Annotated in this window: 13 protein-coding genes; 5 read left to right on the top strand and 8 right to left on the bottom strand. The window is 62.5% G+C overall.

Annotation, left to right across the window (positions count from 1 at the left end):
* Positions 1–2 precede the first annotated feature (2 nt).
* The 3 genes from RG540_RS20600 to RG540_RS20590 are packed head-to-tail and all read right to left on the bottom strand — an operon-like array spanning position 3 to position 3,230.
* Positions 3–923, bottom strand: a complete 921-nt coding sequence (locus tag RG540_RS20600) for an ABC transporter permease subunit (RefSeq protein ID WP_038591847.1) — start codon at positions 921–923, stop codon at positions 3–5.
* 2 nt (positions 924–925) lie between these two features.
* On the bottom strand, positions 926–1,918 hold the full coding sequence (locus RG540_RS20595) for an ABC transporter permease subunit (protein ID WP_157884634.1): 993 nt from the start codon (positions 1,916–1,918) through the stop codon (positions 926–928).
* Positions 1,905–3,230 (bottom strand): extracellular solute-binding protein, encoded by a 1,326-nt coding sequence (locus RG540_RS20590; RefSeq protein ID WP_174479290.1) that lies wholly within the window; start codon positions 3,228–3,230, stop codon positions 1,905–1,907. The genes RG540_RS20595 and RG540_RS20590 overlap by 14 nt, the downstream gene beginning before the upstream one ends.
* Before the next feature lie 150 nt (positions 3,231–3,380).
* Between RG540_RS20590 and RG540_RS20585 the strand changes: the two genes are divergently transcribed.
* Entirely contained in the window at positions 3,381–4,319 is a 939-nt protein-coding gene (locus tag RG540_RS20585) for a sugar-binding transcriptional regulator (protein ID WP_038591844.1), read from the top strand.
* Between the two features lie 3 nt (positions 4,320–4,322).
* Here RG540_RS20585 and scpA read toward each other — a convergent pair whose 3' ends face one another.
* The 5 genes from scpA to RG540_RS20560 all read right to left on the bottom strand — a co-directional run bounded on the left by scpA (position 4,323) and on the right by RG540_RS20560 (position 11,477).
* A complete protein-coding gene (scpA, locus tag RG540_RS20580; protein ID WP_038591841.1) occupies positions 4,323–6,479 on the bottom strand; it encodes a methylmalonyl-CoA mutase in 2,157 nt (718 codons plus the stop codon).
* Positions 6,479–8,488: an acetyl-CoA carboxylase biotin carboxylase subunit gene (locus tag RG540_RS20575; RefSeq protein ID WP_038591838.1), complete on the bottom strand. Its 2,010-nt coding sequence runs from the start codon at positions 8,486–8,488 to the stop codon at positions 6,479–6,481. The genes scpA and RG540_RS20575 overlap by 1 nt, the downstream gene beginning before the upstream one ends.
* Positions 8,488–8,862, bottom strand: a complete 375-nt coding sequence (locus tag RG540_RS20570) for a hypothetical protein (RefSeq protein WP_038594370.1) — start codon at positions 8,860–8,862, stop codon at positions 8,488–8,490. Before RG540_RS20570 ends, RG540_RS20575 begins: the two co-directional genes overlap by 1 nt.
* A 51-nt stretch (positions 8,863–8,913) precedes the next feature.
* Entirely contained in the window at positions 8,914–10,446 is a 1,533-nt protein-coding gene (locus RG540_RS20565; RefSeq protein WP_038591836.1) for an acyl-CoA carboxylase subunit beta, read from the bottom strand.
* 134 nt (positions 10,447–10,580) lie between these two features.
* Complete coding sequence (locus RG540_RS20560) at positions 10,581–11,477, bottom strand: LysR family transcriptional regulator (RefSeq protein ID WP_038591833.1); 897 nt, start codon at positions 11,475–11,477, stop codon at positions 10,581–10,583.
* Positions 11,478–11,687: 210 nt separating this feature from the next.
* Between RG540_RS20560 and RG540_RS20555 the strand changes: the two genes are divergently transcribed.
* From RG540_RS20555 to RG540_RS20540, 4 genes are read left to right on the top strand one after another with little or no spacing between them, the layout of a single operon-like run.
* Positions 11,688–12,662 (top strand): ABC transporter permease, encoded by a 975-nt coding sequence (locus RG540_RS20555; protein ID WP_038591829.1) that lies wholly within the window; start codon positions 11,688–11,690, stop codon positions 12,660–12,662.
* Complete coding sequence (locus tag RG540_RS20550) at positions 12,659–13,558, top strand: ABC transporter permease (RefSeq protein ID WP_038591825.1); 900 nt, start codon at positions 12,659–12,661, stop codon at positions 13,556–13,558. Before RG540_RS20555 ends, RG540_RS20550 begins: the two co-directional genes overlap by 4 nt.
* 5 nt (positions 13,559–13,563) lie before the next feature.
* Positions 13,564–14,535 (top strand): ABC transporter ATP-binding protein, encoded by a 972-nt coding sequence (locus RG540_RS20545; RefSeq protein WP_038591822.1) that lies wholly within the window; start codon positions 13,564–13,566, stop codon positions 14,533–14,535.
* Positions 14,532–15,587: an ABC transporter ATP-binding protein gene (locus tag RG540_RS20540; protein WP_038591819.1), complete on the top strand. Its 1,056-nt coding sequence runs from the start codon at positions 14,532–14,534 to the stop codon at positions 15,585–15,587. Before RG540_RS20545 ends, RG540_RS20540 begins: the two co-directional genes overlap by 4 nt.
* Positions 15,588–15,605: the final 18 nt, after the last annotated feature.

Below are 15,605 nucleotides of genomic sequence, written 5' to 3'. Positions count from 1 at the left end.
TTCTATTTGCTGGAATCCACCAGGCCCTTGGTGAACCAGCGTTGCATCAGAAGGATGACGAGAGCCGGCGGCGCCATCACAAAAAAGGAAGCGGCCATTGCGATGTTCCAGGCCGGCTGGGCGTCGGCGACCGGGATCAGATCCTTCAATCCGATCATCGCCGTCGACATCGCCTTTTCGGTGGTGAAGAGGAGCGGCCAGAGATACTGGTTCCAGCCGTAGAGGAACAGAATGATCGACAGCGCCGCGATATTGGCGCGCGACAGCGGCAGGAGCACATCCCAGAAGAATTTCAACGGCCCGGCGCCATCGAGCTTGGCGGCCTCGCAGAGCTCGTCCGGTACGGTCAGGAAGAACTGGCGGAACAGGAAGGTCGCGGATGCCGAGGCGATCAGCGGCAGGATGAGGCCGCCATAACTGTTGATCATGTTCCATTGCAGCGCCGCGTCGAGCTGATAGCCGGTCCTGTCGGCAATGAAGCCCGTCAGGCCGATCGCCTCGAACAGCGACCGCAGCGGCCCGCCGGCATCGGCCACCGCCTCGTAGGTCGGGATGATGCGCACTTCGACCGGCAGCATCAGCGAGATGAAGATCAGCCAGAAAGCGGTCATGCGGAAGGGAAAGCGGAAATAGGTGACCGCGAAACCGGCTATCAGCGAGACCGTCAGCTTGCCGACGACAATGCCGACCGTGACGATGACGGAATTGACGTAGAGCCGGCTGAACTGGCCTTCGTTCCAGGCAAGGACGGTGTTCTCGACGAAATGGCCGCCTGGAACCAGCGGAAACGGCACCTGCTGCACCTCGCCAACCGTCAGCGAACCGGCGACGAAGGCGAAATAGAGCGGCATGCAGACGATTGCCGCGCCTATCAGTAGAACGACGTGGCAGAAGATCGACAGGCCCGTGTGACGTTCAACCATGGTCACACCTGATAATTGACTTTGCGCTCGACGGCGCGGAACTGCAGAATGGTGAAGAGCACGGCAATCGCCATCAGGATCACCGACTGGGCGGCGGACGAGCCGAGGTCGAGTTGGCGGAAACCGTCCTGGTAAACCTTGTAGACCAGCGTGTTGGTGCTGCCGGCGGGACCGCCGCGGGTTACCGTGTCGATGATGCCGAAGGTCTCGAACAGGCCGTAGACGAAATTCATGACGATCAGGAAGAAGATGGTCGGCGCCGCCATCGGCAGCGTCACCGTGAGGAAGCGGCGGACCGGACGGGCGCCGTCGATCGCGGCCGCTTCCATCACCGAAGCCGGCACGGCGAGGAAGGCCGCGACGAGGAAGATGTAGTCGTAGCAGACATGTTTCCAGACCGCCGCGACCGAGACCAGCAGCAGCGCGTCGAACGGCCGGCGGTTCGGGTCCCAGGCGATCCCCAACTCATGCAGCATCTGGGCGAGCGGGCCGACGGTCGGGTTGAACAGGAAAGCCCAGAGTACGCCGGATATCGCCGGGGCGATCGCATAAGGCAGAAGGATGACGCCTTTGTAGATCGCCCGGCCGCGCATGACGTTATCGGTGGCAAAGGCGAGCAGGCCGGCGATGACGAGCGTGGCGATACATTGCACCACCGTGAACCATAGCGTGAGGATGGCGCTGTCGCGATATTCGGGGCTCGAAAACAGGGCGGTGAAATTCTCAAAGCCGACGAAGATCATTGTGCCGCCGAAGGGATCCACCTGCACGAAGGCGAGCGACAGAGCCTTCCAGGTGGGGATGAAAAAGAAAAAGAGCAGGATCAGCAGCTGCGGCGCGAGCAGGCCGGCGGCCAGCCAGGGCCGCCGGAAATGCGAGGCCTTCAGCCCCGCTTCCGACGTCCCGACGAGGGAACTCAGGCTCCGCCGCAAGGGTAAACGAGAGCGGGTCGCCACGCCCTCGCTCCTCATCATGATGGCATCACTTGCCGGCATGGAGCTTCTCGTACTGGCGCAGGATTTCGTTGCCGCGCTTGACGGAACTGTCGAGCGCTTCCTGCGGGGTCTTCTTGCCGGTCCAGACGGCCTGAATTTCTTCGATCAGGATAGCGGTCGACTGGTTGTGGTTGCCGAAGCGGAAGCCACGGGAATTGTCGGTCGGCTCGCCGCGCGACAGCTGCTCGAGGGCGATTTCGCGGGTCGGATGATCCTTGAAATAACCCTCAGCCTTCATCTTCTGATAGGCGGCATTGGTGACCGGAACGTAGCCGGTCGCCTTGCTCCACCATTCCTGGGTCTCGGGTTGGGCGACGAAGTTGAAGAAGGCGGCGACACCGGCCTGAACCTCTTCCGACTTGCCCTTGACCGCCCAGAGCGAGGCGCCGCCGATCGTGCCGTTCCTGACATCGGCGCCTTCCTCATGCGGCATGACCGCAGCGCTCCACTTGAACTTGGCATCGGCTTCGACACCGGAATGGCTGGCGGTGGAGTTGATGATCGTGGCGCAGGTGCCAGAGGTGAAAAGGCTGATCGGGGCGACGCCCTGGCCGGCGATTTTCAGCACGCCGTCATCCACCCACTTCTTGAGACGGGCAACCTGGCCGACGACGCCGGTCTTGTTGTAGACGAATTCGGTGTCGAGGCCGGCATACCCATTGGCCTTGGTAGCGAAGGGATAGTTGTTGATCGCCGAATAGTTCTCGATCAGGCTCCACTGGAAATCACCCGGCAATGCCATCGAGCAATCGGTGATCTTCTTTTCCTTCAGCGCATAAAGCTGCTTTTCGAGACCTTGCCAGGTGTCGGACGGCGCGTCGAAGCCGGCGGCCTTGAAGGCATCGGCATTGTACCAGAGGATCGGCGTCGACGAGTTGAAGGGAAGCGCCGCCGGCTTGCCGTTGACGATGTAGAAGCCTGCGACCGGCTTGACGAAATCATTCCAGTCGATCTTGTAGCCTTGCTTGGCCATCAGTTGATCGACCGGGATGACGGCGCCGGAATTCAGCATGGTCATGAACCCGCGCTCGGCAGACTGGAGGATAGCCGGCTGCTGATTGACGCGGTATGCGGCGACCATGGCCGCCATGGTCTCTTCGTAATTGCCCTTGAACGTGCCGACGAGCTCGTACTTGTCCTGCGACTTGTTGAAGTCGGAGATCAGCTGCTGGACAGTATCGCCGAGCTTGCCGGAGATCGCATACCACCATTCGATCTTGACTCGGTCGGCGGCAGTCGCACCCGTCGCGCCCACCAGCAGCGCGCCGGCGGCAAGAAGGCCGGTTATCGATTTCACATATGTCGAAGCCATGTTTCGGATCCCTCGGTATTCGGGTCTTTCACGCGACCCGCCCTGTTTCGGTTCTGGCCATCTCCATCAGTCTGGGTTAGCCATGACATGGATGGGTTAGGTTACACATGTTACATACATGTGACATATGATACTTCAGAGGTGGGGACAATGGAATATCGTGAGCTGATGGTGCGGGCCGCGTGGCTCTATCACGTAGAAAGCCTTACCCAGCAGCAGATCGCCGAACGGATGAACATCACGCGGCGGCGGGTCAACGAGATCCTCTCGGAGGCGCTGGAAGCAGGCGTGGTCAGGATCAGCTTCGATTCCGTGCTGGCCGAAAGCGTCGAGCTGGAGGCGAAATTGCGCAAGCGATTCGGCCTGCAGGATGCGGTCGTGGTGCTGACGCCGACGGAGCCGGCGCTTCTGCATTCGGTGCTCGGACGCGGGGCCGCCGGCTTTCTCGGCCGGTTGATCCAGACGCAGAAACCTGCATCGATCGGCGTCGGCTGGGGCTCGACGCTGCGCGAGACGATCCAGCACATCCCATCGCTCAACGAGCCGCAGATCAAGGTGCGGTCGATGATGGGCGGACTGACGCAGGGCTCCGAAATCAACACGTTCGAGATCGTGCGCGGCTTTGCGCAGGTGCTGAACGCCCAGTGCCGCTATTTCGTGGCGCCGATCTATGCCGAGAGCCCGGAATCGCGCGATGCGATCATTTCGCAGGCGGTGTTCCAGAGGACGTTCAAACAGATCTGCGAGGTGGATGTCGCTTACCTCAGCGTCGGCGACGTGTCGCAGCAGTCGCTGCAGGTGCGCTACGGCCTGCCGGAAGGCATGACCGAGCAGATCCTCAGACAAGCAGGCGCGGTCGGCGACCTGATGGGCCGTTATCTCGACGCTGCGGGCAAGGAGATCGATCATCCGTTGAACCGCCAGGTGCTGGCCCCCGAAATGGAGGATTTTCGCCGCATCGGCTGCCGCATCGTCGCCTCGGGCGGGCCGCACAAGCACAAGATCCTGCAGGCGGTGGCGCAGAACGGGCTGATCAACGTGCTGATTACCGATGCCGACAGCGCCAAGGCGATGCTGGCGGCGAAATAGCCGTCAGATATTGCGGCGCTTGCCCTCCAGGAGGTCGATGATCGAGTTTGCGGCATCAAGCACGTTGGTGCCTGGGCCGAAGACGGCGGCGACACCGTGGTCTATCAAGTAGTCGTAATCCTGCCGCGGCACGACGCCGCCGACCACGACGATGATGTTTTCGGCGCCTTTTGCCTTCAGCGCTTCGACAAGCTGGGGTGCAAGGGTCCTGTGACCGGCCGCGAGCGACGACATGCCGACCACCTGGACGTTTTGCCTGACCGCGAGGTCGGCCGCCTCCTCCGGCGTCTGGAACAGGGGGCCGGCGAGAACCTCGAAGCCGATATCGCCGAAGGCCGACGCGATCACCTTGGCGCCGCGGTCATGTCCGTCCTGGCCGAGTTTGGCGACCATGATCTTCGGCTTGCTTCCAAGCGTTTGAGCGTAGCTGCCAAGCCGCGAGACGATCGTCTTGTATTCCGGATCATCCTCGTAAGCGGGTCCATAGATATCGCTGACCACTTCCGGCACGGCGGAATGATCGCCGAAGGCCTGCCGCATCGCATCGGAGATTTCACCGACGGTGGCGCGGGCGCGGGCCGCCTCGATCGCCACTTGCAGCAAGTTTCCCTCGCCGGTTTCCGCGGCCTCCTCCAGGACGGCGAGGGCCGCCGCTACCCGCTTCGGATCCCGCTGACGGCGAACCTCCTTCAGCCGCTTGATCTGGCCTTTGCGGACCGCGGAATTGTCGATCGCCAAAATGTCGATCTCGTCCTCGTTTTCCAGCCTGTATTTGTTGACGCCGACGATGATTTCCTCGCCGCGGTCGACGGCGGCCTGGCGGCGGGTGGCAGCTTCCTCGATCAGCCGTTTCGGCAGGCCGTCGGCGACCGCCTTGGTCATGCCGCCCATCGCCTCGACTTCCTCGATCAGGGCCCAGGCCTTTTCGGCGAGCTCATTGGTCAGGCTCTCGACATAATAGGAGCCGGCCAGCGGATCGACGACTTTGGTGACGCCGGTCTCGTGGCTGAGGATGAGCTGGGTATTGCGGGCGATGCGGGCGGAAAAATCGGTCGGCAGCGCCATCGCTTCGTCGAGCGCATTGGTGTGCAGCGACTGGGTGCCGCCGAGCACCGCCGACAGCGCCTCGTAGGCCGTGCGGATGACGTTGTTATAGGGGTCCTGTTCCTGCAGCGACACGCCCGACGTCTGGCAGTGGGTGCGCAGCATCAGCGACGAAGCCTTCTGCGGCTTGAACTCCTCCATGATCCGCGACCAGAGCAGGCGGGCGGCACGCAGCTTGGCCGCCTCCATGAAGAAGTTCATGCCGATCGCGAAGAAGAAGGACAGCCGGCCGGCGAACTCGTCGACGCTGAGGCCCTTGGCAAGGGCAGCGCGTACATATTCCCGGCCGTCGGCCAGCGTGAAGGCGAGTTCCTGGACGAGCGTCGCGCCCGCTTCCTGCATATGATAGCCGGATATCGAGATCGAATTGAACTTCGGCATTTCCTTCGCCGTATATTCGATGATGTCGGCGACGATCCGCATCGAGGGTTCGGGCGGATAGATATAGGTGTTGCGGACCATGAACTCCTTCAAAATGTCGTTCTGGATGGTCCCGGACAGTTCGGCCCGCGAACAGCCCTGTTCCTCGCCGGCGACGATGAAGGAGGCGAGGATCGGGATGACCGCGCCATTCATGGTCATCGACACGGACATGTCCTTCAGCGGGATGCCGTCGAACAGGATCTTCATATCCTCGACGCTGTCGATCGCCACGCCCGCCTTGCCGACATCGCCTTCGACACGCGGATGGTCGCTGTCGTAACCGCGATGGGTGGCGAGGTCGAAAGCGACCGACAGGCCCTTCTGACCGCCGGCGAGATTGCGGCGATAGAAGGCGTTCGAGGCTTCGGCGGTCGAGAAGCCGGCATATTGGCGGATCGTCCAGGGCCGGCCGGCATACATGGTGGCGCGCGGCCCGCGCACGAAGGGCTTCATACCGGGCAGAGAATCCAGATGATCGATGCCCTGCAGGTCTTCGGCGGTATAAAGCGGCTTGACATTGATGCCTTCGGGCGTGTGCCAGACCAGCGTCTCCGGCGAAGCCTTCAGCTCCTTCTCGGCAAGCGCTTCCCAGTCCTTGACCGCCTTTGCGGCTTTCACGGTCTTCTCGGCCATTACTCGAACTCCATGATCAACTCGTCGACCGCCAGGCTCTGGCCCTGGCTTGCGGCGACGCGTTTGACGATGCCCTGTCTCTCCGCCTTCAGAACGTTTTCCATCTTCATCGCCTCGACGGTGGCGAGCGTCTGGCCGGCTTCGACGGCGTCGCCGGCTTTCACCGAGACGGAGGTGATGACGCCGGGCATGGGGCAGAGCAGCATTTTCGAAGTGTCCGGCGGCAGCTTTTTCGGCATCAGGCGGGCGAGTTCGGCAACGCGGGGCGAACGGACGCGGGCGGTTACATCCATGCCCCGCCAGCGCAGCCGGATGGCCGAGCCGACGAGGTTGACCTTGACGCCCATCGTCTCGCCGCCGACCTGGAAGCGGGCGTGTTGCTGGCCCGGAAGCCAGCCACCGGCGACGGAAAGCGGCGTTCCGTCGGCAAAGCCTACGCCGGTGCCGTCAGGCCCGGTTTCGAGCGCTACGGCTTCCTCGAAACCGGCGAGCGTTACCACCCAATCCTTGCCGATCACCCGGCGATGATTGCCGATCGTGCCGGAAATCTGCACCGCGCGCTCCTGCAGGGCCTGATTGACCAGCACGGCGATGGCGGCGAGCTTTTTTGCCGCCGCCTCGTCCGGATGCACGCCCGAAAAGCCTTCCGGGAACTCTTCGGCGATGAAGGCAGTGGTGATGTTTCCGGAGCGGAATCGGCCATGCCCCATGACAGCCGACAGGAAAGGCAGGTTATGGCCGATGCCATCCACCTCGAAATCGTCGAGAGCCTTGCCCATTGCGTCGATCGCCGCCAAGCGATCGGGCGCCCAGGTGCAGAGTTTTGCGATCATCGGGTCGTAATACATGGAGATCTCGCCACCTTCGAAGACGCCGGTATCGTTGCGCACCACGGTGCCGTCGTCCTGCTGGCCTTCGGCAGGCGGGCGGTAGCGGGTCAGCCGGCCGATCGAGGGCAGAAAGTTGCGGTAGGGATCCTCGGCGTATAGCCGGCTTTCGATCGCCCAGCCATCCAGCTTGACGTCTTCCTGACCGAAGGACAGTTTCTCGCCTGACGCAACGCGGATCATCTGTTCGACGAGATCGATGCCGGTGACGAGTTCGGTCACCGGATGTTCTACCTGCAGGCGAGTATTCATCTCGAGGAAATAGAAATTTCTGGCGCCGTCGACGATGAACTCGACAGTGCCGGCCGAGAAATAACCGACCGCTTTCGCGAGTGCGACGGCCTGCTCGCCCATGGCTTTCCGCGTTGCCGCGTCGAGGAAGGGCGACGGGGCCTCCTCAATGACCTTCTGGTTGCGGCGCTGGATCGAGCATTCACGCTCACCGAGATAAAGCGTGGTGCCGTGTTGGTCGCCGAGCACCTGGATTTCGATATGGCGGGGCTGGTCGACGAACTTTTCGATGAAGATGCGGTCGTCGCCGAACGAGTTCTTCGCCTCGTTGCGGGAGGACTGGAAACCCTCGCGCGCCTCGGTATCGTTCCAGGCGATGCGCATGCCCTTGCCGCCGCCGCCGGCCGAAGCCTTGATCATCACAGGATAACCGATCGAGGCGGAGATTTTTACCGCCTCCTCGGCATCTTCGATCAGGCCCATATGGCCGGGAACGGTGGAGACGCCGGCTTCGGCTGCGATCTTCTTCGAGGTGATCTTGTCGCCCATCGCCTGGATGGCTTTGACCGGGGGGCCGATGAAGGCGACGCCTGCCTTTTCCAGCGCCTGCGCAAACGCAGCGTTTTCCGACAGGAACCCATAACCGGGATGCACGGCATCGGCACCGGTCTTCCTGATCGCTTCGAGAATTCTGTCGATGACGATATAGGACTGGCTGGACGGCGCCGGGCCGATATGCACCGCCTCGTCGGCCATGCGCACATGCAGCGCTTCTGCATCCGCATCGGAATAGACGGCGACCGTTGCAATGCCCATCTTCCTTGCGGTCTTGATGACCCGGCAGGCGATCTCGCCACGGTTGGCGATGAGGATTTTTTTAAACGCCGCCATCAAACCTCCAGGACGTCTTCGAAAGCCTGGGGAAAGTTTTTCCGCGCCAGGCTTTCGTTGATACGCAACATCGCCTGGTAGGAGGCGGGGTCGAACGAGCGATCTGCGGGGATCACTTCCCGCCCCAGCAAACGCGACAAGCGTTCGCCATCGAGATTGCCGCGCTCAAAGGGTTCCGCTCCGAAATAATGCCAAAGGGAATGCATGAAGGCGGTATCGGCCAGAGCGACCGTCTGATCCCGGCTGAGATGGCGCGGCCATTGTCCCAGCACCGTCACCTTGGGATTCGCCCGGCGAATGGTGAACTGCCACTGCGTTCCACTTAAACCCGACGGAAAGCCACGATGTTTGGTCATTTCGGGGATTTTGGGCATCATAGACTCCTGGAATATTTCATGGCTGCGGCCGCTCTTGTCACAGGGGCACTACAACGGGATCGTGTCGTGTTTCTTCCAATGCGTCGTCACCTGTTTGTTGCGCAGCGAGGCGAACGCCCGGGCGATGCGGCGGCGCGACGAATGGGGCATGATCACCTCGTCGATGAAGCCGCGCTCGGCCGCCACGAACGGATTGGCGAAACGCTCCTCATATTCCTTGGTCCGCGCCGCGATCTTGTCCGTGTCGCCGAGTTCGGAGCGGTAGAGGATCTCGGTCGCTCCCTTGGCGCCCATCACGGCAATTTCGGCTGTCGGCCAGGCATAATTGAAGTCGGCGCCGATATGCTTCGAGGCCATGACGTCATAGGCGCCGCCATAGGCTTTTCGCGTGATCAGCGTGACCATCGGGACAGTCGCTTCGGAATAGGCAAAGAGAAGCTTGGCACCATGCTTGATGACGCCGCCATATTCCTGCGCGACGCCGGGGAGGAAGCCCGGAACATCGACGAGCGTCAGGATCGGGATCGAAAAAGCGTCGCAGAAACGCACGAAGCGGGCCGCCTTGCGGGAGCTGTCGATGTCCAGGCAGCCGGCCAGCACCATCGGCTGATTGGCGACGACGCCGACCGTCTGACCTTCGAGGCGGATGAAGCCGGTGATGATGTTTCGCGCGTAGGCTTCCTGAATCTCGAAGAAATCGCCCTCGTCGGCGATCGCATAGATCAGTTCCTTCATATCGTAAGGTTTTGCGGCGCTATCCGGGATCAGGCTGTCGAGGCGGCTCTCGACGCGGGCGGGATCGTCGTGGAAGGGGCGGACCGGCGGCTTTTCGCGATTGTTGGCGGGCAGGAAATCGAAGAGCTGGCGGACGGCTTCGAGCGCCTCGATGTCGTTCTCGAAGGCGGCATCGGCGACCGACGACTTCTTCGTGTGGGTGCCCGCCCCGCCGAGTTCTTCGGCGGTGACGATCTCGTTGGTGACAGTCTTCACCACGTCCGGACCGGTGACGAACATGTAGGAACTGTCGCGCACCATGAAGATGAAGTCGGTCATGGCCGGTGAATAGACCGCGCCGCCGGCGCAGGGCCCCATGATGACGGAAATCTGCGGCACGACGCCGGAGGCCTCGGCATTGCGGCGGAAAACTTCGGCGTAACCGGCGAGCGACGCGACGCCTTCCTGGATACGGGCACCGCCGGAATCGTTGAGCCCGATCACTGGCGCGCCGACGCGCACGGCCATGTCCATGATCTTGCAGATTTTTTGCGCGTGGGTTTCCGACAGCGAGCCGCCGAGAACCGTAAAATCCTGAGAGAAGACGTAGACCTGGCGACCGTTGATCGTGCCCCAGCCGGTGACGACGCCGTCGCCCGCGACCTTTTGGCTATCCATGCCGAAATCCACCGCGCGGTGGGTCACGTACATGTCGAACTCCTCGAACGAGCCCTCGTCGAGCAGGACCTCGACGCGCTCGCGGGCCGTCAGCTTGCCCTTGGCATGCTGCGCCTCGATGCGCTTGCTCCCGCCGCCAAGCCTTGCCTCCGCCCGGCGCTTTTCGACCTCACCCAGAACTGCTCGCATGTCTGCTCCCGGTATTCCCTTAGGCACTACTTAGCGTCTTGCGCTCCGACGGGAAACCGCGGAACGCGCATCTATACGAATTGATAAGAGCGCGAACCGGAAAATGCAAAACGCCGGAAAACATACGACGGTGATTAGAGCGCGGTTTCGCCCGAATTCGTCTTGATGATGTTGATGAAGGCCTCGGCCGTCCAGGACAGCGGCGCGCCGGGCATGGTGATGATCCCGTAATCGGCGATCTTGTCCGGCACGAATGGCCGCATGGCGAGCGCATCGCTGCGAAAGAATTCGGCGATCAGCGACGGCACGATGGCGATGCCGAGGCCCTGGGCTGCGCAGGCGCAGGCCGTTTCGACCGAATGGACTTCGAGGCTGCAGCGGTAGGTCGGCACCATACGGCGCAGTTCGTGTTCCAGCTCGTTGCGGTTGACGCGCTGTCGACCGAGCAGGATCAGGTCGTTGCGGGCGAGATCGTTGACGTCGATCGCTTGCTTGGCGGCCAGCGGATGGCCGGCCGGCATCACGCAGGTCGTGCCGCTGGCAAAGAGCGGGCGGGCGTCGAAGGAATGTTCCTCCGGTGGCAGCCGGACAAAGCCGAGATCGGCGACGCGGCCGCGCACCATCCGCTCGATCGCATCATAGGGGCCGCTCAGGATTTCCACCGTGACGCGCGGATGATCGGCCTTGAAGCGGGCGAGGATCGGCGGCAGCATGGTGGTCGCAAGGCTGTGCGGGAAGGCGACCCGGATCAGCGCCTCGCCGAAGGCGCCGGAGCGGACGTCGCCGACCTTGACGCGCAGCCGGGCGACGCTCTCGGCGACATCATCCACCTCGTCGACCAGGAGATGCGCTTCCGGCCGCGGGATCAGACGGCCCTTGTCGCGCAGGAAAAGTTCGCGCCCGATCTCCTCTTCCAGCGACGCGAGCTGGCGGCTGATCGCCGACTGCGACAGGCCGAGTTGGGCAGCGGCTGCCATCGTCGAGCCGGTATCCATGATCGTCTTGAAGATTTCGAGTTGCTTGAAATTCATGTCGCGATCCTACGGAAGGCGGCGGCGAACACAAGCAAAGACGTCGAACAAGGTTTCCACGCGCAAAACGCATAGGATCATGCGTTCCGCGCATAATATTGCGCATCCTTCCCGGACCGCTATCGTCTGCGTCAACAAAGAGAAAAAGGGAACGTCTTTCATGAAAATTCTCTGTCCCTGCGGGACGAAGGATAAGCGGGAGCGCATGCTATGACGGTTTTCGTCATCCGCCGCTTCCTGCAGAGCATCGCCGTCCTCATCGTGACCGCGGTCATCGTCTTCATCGGCATCTACGCGATCGGCGACCCGGCCGAGATGCTGATCGCTCCGGATGCCAGCCCTGCGGAACGCGCCCAGGTGGTCGCCTCGCTCGGCCTCGACAAGCCGCTCTGGGAACAGTTCTTTACCTTCGCCTGGAATGCGCTGCATGGGGATCTCGGCCGTTCCTTCGTCTTCAATCGCCCGTCCATCAGCCTGATCTTCGAGCGCTTGCCGGCGACGCTGGAGTTGACGCTGACCGGCCTCGTCTTCGCGCTGCTGCTCGGCATTCCGCTCGGCCTGCTGTCCGGCCTGAAGCCGAACAGCGCCACCGACGAAGTGATCATGACCGGCTCGATCTTCGGCTTCTCGTTGCCGAGCTTCTGGCAGGGCATGATGCTGATCATGATCTTCTCCGTCTGGCTCGGCTGGCTGCCCTCTACCGGACGCGGCCAGATGGGCGAATTTCTTGGGCTCCATTCAAGCCTCTTCACACTGGACGGCCTGACGCATCTCATCCTGCCGGCAATCAATCTGTCGCTGTTCAAGCTCTCTCTGGTCATCCGCCTCACCCGCACCGGGGTGCGCGAAACCATGCCGCTCGATTTCGTCAAGTTCGCGCGCGCCAAGGGCATTTCCGAACGGCGCATCGTCTTCGTGCATGTGTTCAAGAACATCCTGATCCCGCTGATCACCGTGATCGGCCTGGAACTCGGCAGCATGCTCGCCTTCGCGGTGGTGACGGAGACGATCTTCGCCTGGCCGGGGATCGGCAAGCTGTTGATCGACAGCATCATGCGGCTCGACCGACCTGTCGTGGTTGCCTATCTGCTGGTCATCGTCAGCCTGTTCATCTTCATCAATTTCGTCGTCGACGTGCTCTATTCGCTGGTCGATCCCCGCGTCCGGCTGGGAGGTGCCCAATGACCGTTCGCGCCCTTTTTGCCGAAGACATGCTGCTCGGCAGACTGTTTACCGGCATCGGCCGTAGTCCGAAGGCGGTCGTTGCCGCCATCGTCTGCATCATCCTCCTGTTTGCCGCAGTCATCGGACCTTATCTGACGCCCCAGAACCCGTTCGATCTCGCGGTCCTGGACATCCTCGATTCCAAGCTGCCACCCGGCTCGCAGAGCATGGACGGCATGAACTACTGGCTCGGCACCGACGGCCAGGGCCGCGACATGTTTTCGGCGATGATCTACGGCCTGCGCACCAGCCTCGGCGTCGGCGTATTTTCCGGCCTTGTGGCCTTGATCGTTGGCACCGTGCTTGGCCTGATCGCCGCTTATTTCGGCGGGCGCATCGACACGCTGATCATGCGCGTGGTCGACCTGATGCTCGGTTTTCCGACCATTCTCGTGGCGCTGATGCTGCTGGCGCTTCTCGGCCAGGGCCTCTGGAAGGTGATCTTCGCGCTGATCCTGGTGCAGTGGGCGACATTTGCCCGCGCCGTCAGGAGTGCAGCACTGGTCGAGAAGAACAAGGACTATGTCGAGGCCGCGGTGACGCTCGGCATCGGCACGCCGCGTATCCTGATCGGCCATATCCTGCCAAACTGCCTGCCGCCGCTGATCGTCATCGGCATGCTACAGGTGGCGAACGCCATTTCGGCGGAAGCGACCCTTTCCTTCCTCGGCATCGGCCTGCCGATCACCGAACCGTCGCTCGGGCTTTTGATCGCCAACGGCTACCAGCTTTTGATGTCCGGCGAATACTGGATCAGCGTCTATCCGGGCGTGCTGCTGCTCGTGCTGGTGTTCTCGATCAACATCGTCGGGGACCGGCTGCGCGAAGTCCTCAATCCCCGACTTGGTGAAAGGTGAGCACGATGACACCCGTCCTCGAAGTCAAGAACCTTTCCACCCATTTCATGACCCGTCGCGGGATCTTGAAGGCGGTCGACGACGTGAGCTTCACGGTTGGCCAACGCGAGATCGTCGGCCTGGTGGGGGAATCCGGCTCCGGCAAGTCGATCACCGGTTTCTCGATCCTCGGCCTCGTCGATCCGCCCGGCCGGGTGGTGAGCGGCCAGATCCTGTTCAACGGCGAAGACCTGCTGACGAAATCGCCGACAGCGATGCGGGCCATTCGTGGCAAACGCATCGCGATGATCTTCCAGGATCCGATGATGACGCTGAACCCGGTTCTCTCGGTCGCCACCCAGATGATCGAGACTGTGCAGGCGCATGATCGGGTCTCGCGCGCAGAAGCCCGCGCCCGGTCGCGCGATGCGCTCGGCCTTGTCGGCATCCCTTCGCCGGAGGAGCGGCTCGATTCCTATCCGCACCAGTTTTCCGGCGGCATGCGCCAGCGCGTTGCGATCGCCATCGCGCTGCTGCACCGCCCGGACCTGATCATCGCCGACGAACCGACGACGGCGCTCGACGTGACGATCCAGTCGCAGATCCTGTTCGAGATCAAGCGGCTGGCCGGCGAGTTCGGCATGGCGCTGATCTGGATCAGCCACGATCTCGGCGTGGTGGCGGCGCTCGCGGACCGGATCATGGTCATGTATGCGGGGCGCATCGTCGAGGCGGGACAGGTCGACGGAGTGCTGACGACGCCGGTGCATCCCTACACGTCCGGGCTTCTCAGCGCCGTACCTGCGGCCGTGCCGCGTGGCGAGCCGCTTCGGCCGATCCCCGGCTTTGCGCCCTCGCCGCTGTCGCGCCCTTCCGGCTGCGCCTTCCGCGACCGCTGCGCTCGCGCGACCGATATCTGCGCCACCGAACCGATGCTCGAGATCGCCGCCGATCGCGAGTTCCGCTGTTTCCACCCCCATCTCTGGAGCGCCGCATGACGAACCCGCGCGTGGAAACCGTACCGCTCATAGAAGCCGTAGACGTCAGCCGGCGTTTTTCCCGCAAGCTCGATTATGCGGAGAAGATCGCCAACCTGTTCGGAGCGGGTCTCGAGGAAAAGACCGTGCATGCGGTCGACGAGGTCAATCTCGCCGTCTATCCGGGCGAGGTGGTCGGCCTCGTCGGCGAGTCCGGTTGCGGAAAATCGACGCTCGGGCGGGTGATGGCCGGCATCATGCCGGCGAGCGGCGGCGAGGTCCGCTGGAAGGGCCGGCCGCTGACATCGCTGCATGGCGAGGACAAACGCGCCATGCGGCTTTCCGCCCAGATGATCTTCCAGGACCCGATGTCGACGCTCAATCCGCGCAAGCGGGTGATCGACCTGATCGGCGAGGCGCCGAAAGTGCACGGCATCGTCAAGGGGCGGGAGATGCGCGATTACGTTGCCGCGCTCGCGGAGCGGGTCGGCCTCGATCCGTCCTATCTCGACCGCTTCCCGCACCAGTTTTCCGGCGGCCAACGGCAGCGCATCGGCATTGCTCGGGCGTTGGCGGTAAAGCCTAAACTGCTCGTCTGCGACGAGTCGGTCGCCGCCCTCGATGTGTCGATCCAGGCGCAGATCCTCAACCTGTTCATGGACCTGAAACGGGAATTCGGGCTGACCTACCTGTTCATCAGCCACGACCTCGGCGTCGTGAAACACATCTGCGATCGGGTGGTCGTCATGTATCTCGGCCGCGTGGTGGAAAGCGCCACGCCGGACGAGCTCTTCGATAATCCGAAACATCCCTATACCCAGGCACTGATCCGCGAACTGCCGTCGGTCACCGACCGCCGCCGGGTATTCACGCCGATCAAGGGCGAGATCCCCTCGCCGCTCCATCCGCCACCGGGATGTCATTTCCACCCCCGCTGTCCAATGGCTTTCGACCGCTGCCGCGTTGAACGGCCGGTCTTGAAGGAAACCGCCGCAGGCCATGTCAGCGCCTGCCACCTGAACGATCTTGCCACCCATCAGGCAACACATGCGACGGCCGAACCGGTCATCTAAAAAGGAAGGGAACGAACA

Source organism: Neorhizobium galegae bv. orientalis str. HAMBI 540, assembly GCF_000731315.1.
In the GTDB taxonomy this organism is placed as follows: Bacteria; Pseudomonadota; Alphaproteobacteria; order Rhizobiales; family Rhizobiaceae; genus Neorhizobium; species Neorhizobium galegae.
The sequence above is the reverse complement of the archived record's forward strand: the minus strand, read 5'-3'. Positions and strand labels throughout refer to the sequence as shown.

Bases quoted from the DNA above. Each gene is read 5' to 3' on its own strand.
- RG540_RS20600 (WP_038591847.1), bottom strand. From the start codon at position 923: ATGGTTGAACGTCACACGGGCCTGTCGATCTTCTGCCACGTCGTTCTA.
- RG540_RS20595 (WP_157884634.1), bottom strand. From the start codon at position 1,918: ATGCCGGCAAGTGATGCCATCATGATGAGGAGCGAGGGCGTGGCGACC.
- RG540_RS20590 (WP_174479290.1), bottom strand. From the start codon at position 3,230: ATGGCTTCGACATATGTGAAATCGATAACCGGCCTTCTTGCCGCCGGC.
- RG540_RS20585 (WP_038591844.1), top strand. From the start codon at position 3,381: ATGGAATATCGTGAGCTGATGGTGCGGGCCGCGTGGCTCTATCACGTA.
- scpA (WP_038591841.1), bottom strand. From the start codon at position 6,479: ATGGCCGAGAAGACCGTGAAAGCCGCAAAGGCGGTCAAGGACTGGGAA.
- RG540_RS20575 (WP_038591838.1), bottom strand. From the start codon at position 8,488: ATGGCGGCGTTTAAAAAAATCCTCATCGCCAACCGTGGCGAGATCGCC.
- RG540_RS20570 (WP_038594370.1), bottom strand. From the start codon at position 8,862: ATGCCCAAAATCCCCGAAATGACCAAACATCGTGGCTTTCCGTCGGGT.
- RG540_RS20565 (WP_038591836.1), bottom strand. From the start codon at position 10,446: ATGCGAGCAGTTCTGGGTGAGGTCGAAAAGCGCCGGGCGGAGGCAAGG.
- RG540_RS20560 (WP_038591833.1), bottom strand. From the start codon at position 11,477: ATGAATTTCAAGCAACTCGAAATCTTCAAGACGATCATGGATACCGGC.
- RG540_RS20555 (WP_038591829.1), top strand. From the start codon at position 11,688: ATGACGGTTTTCGTCATCCGCCGCTTCCTGCAGAGCATCGCCGTCCTC.
- RG540_RS20550 (WP_038591825.1), top strand. From the start codon at position 12,659: ATGACCGTTCGCGCCCTTTTTGCCGAAGACATGCTGCTCGGCAGACTG.
- RG540_RS20545 (WP_038591822.1), top strand. From the start codon at position 13,564: ATGACACCCGTCCTCGAAGTCAAGAACCTTTCCACCCATTTCATGACC.
- RG540_RS20540 (WP_038591819.1), top strand. From the start codon at position 14,532: ATGACGAACCCGCGCGTGGAAACCGTACCGCTCATAGAAGCCGTAGAC.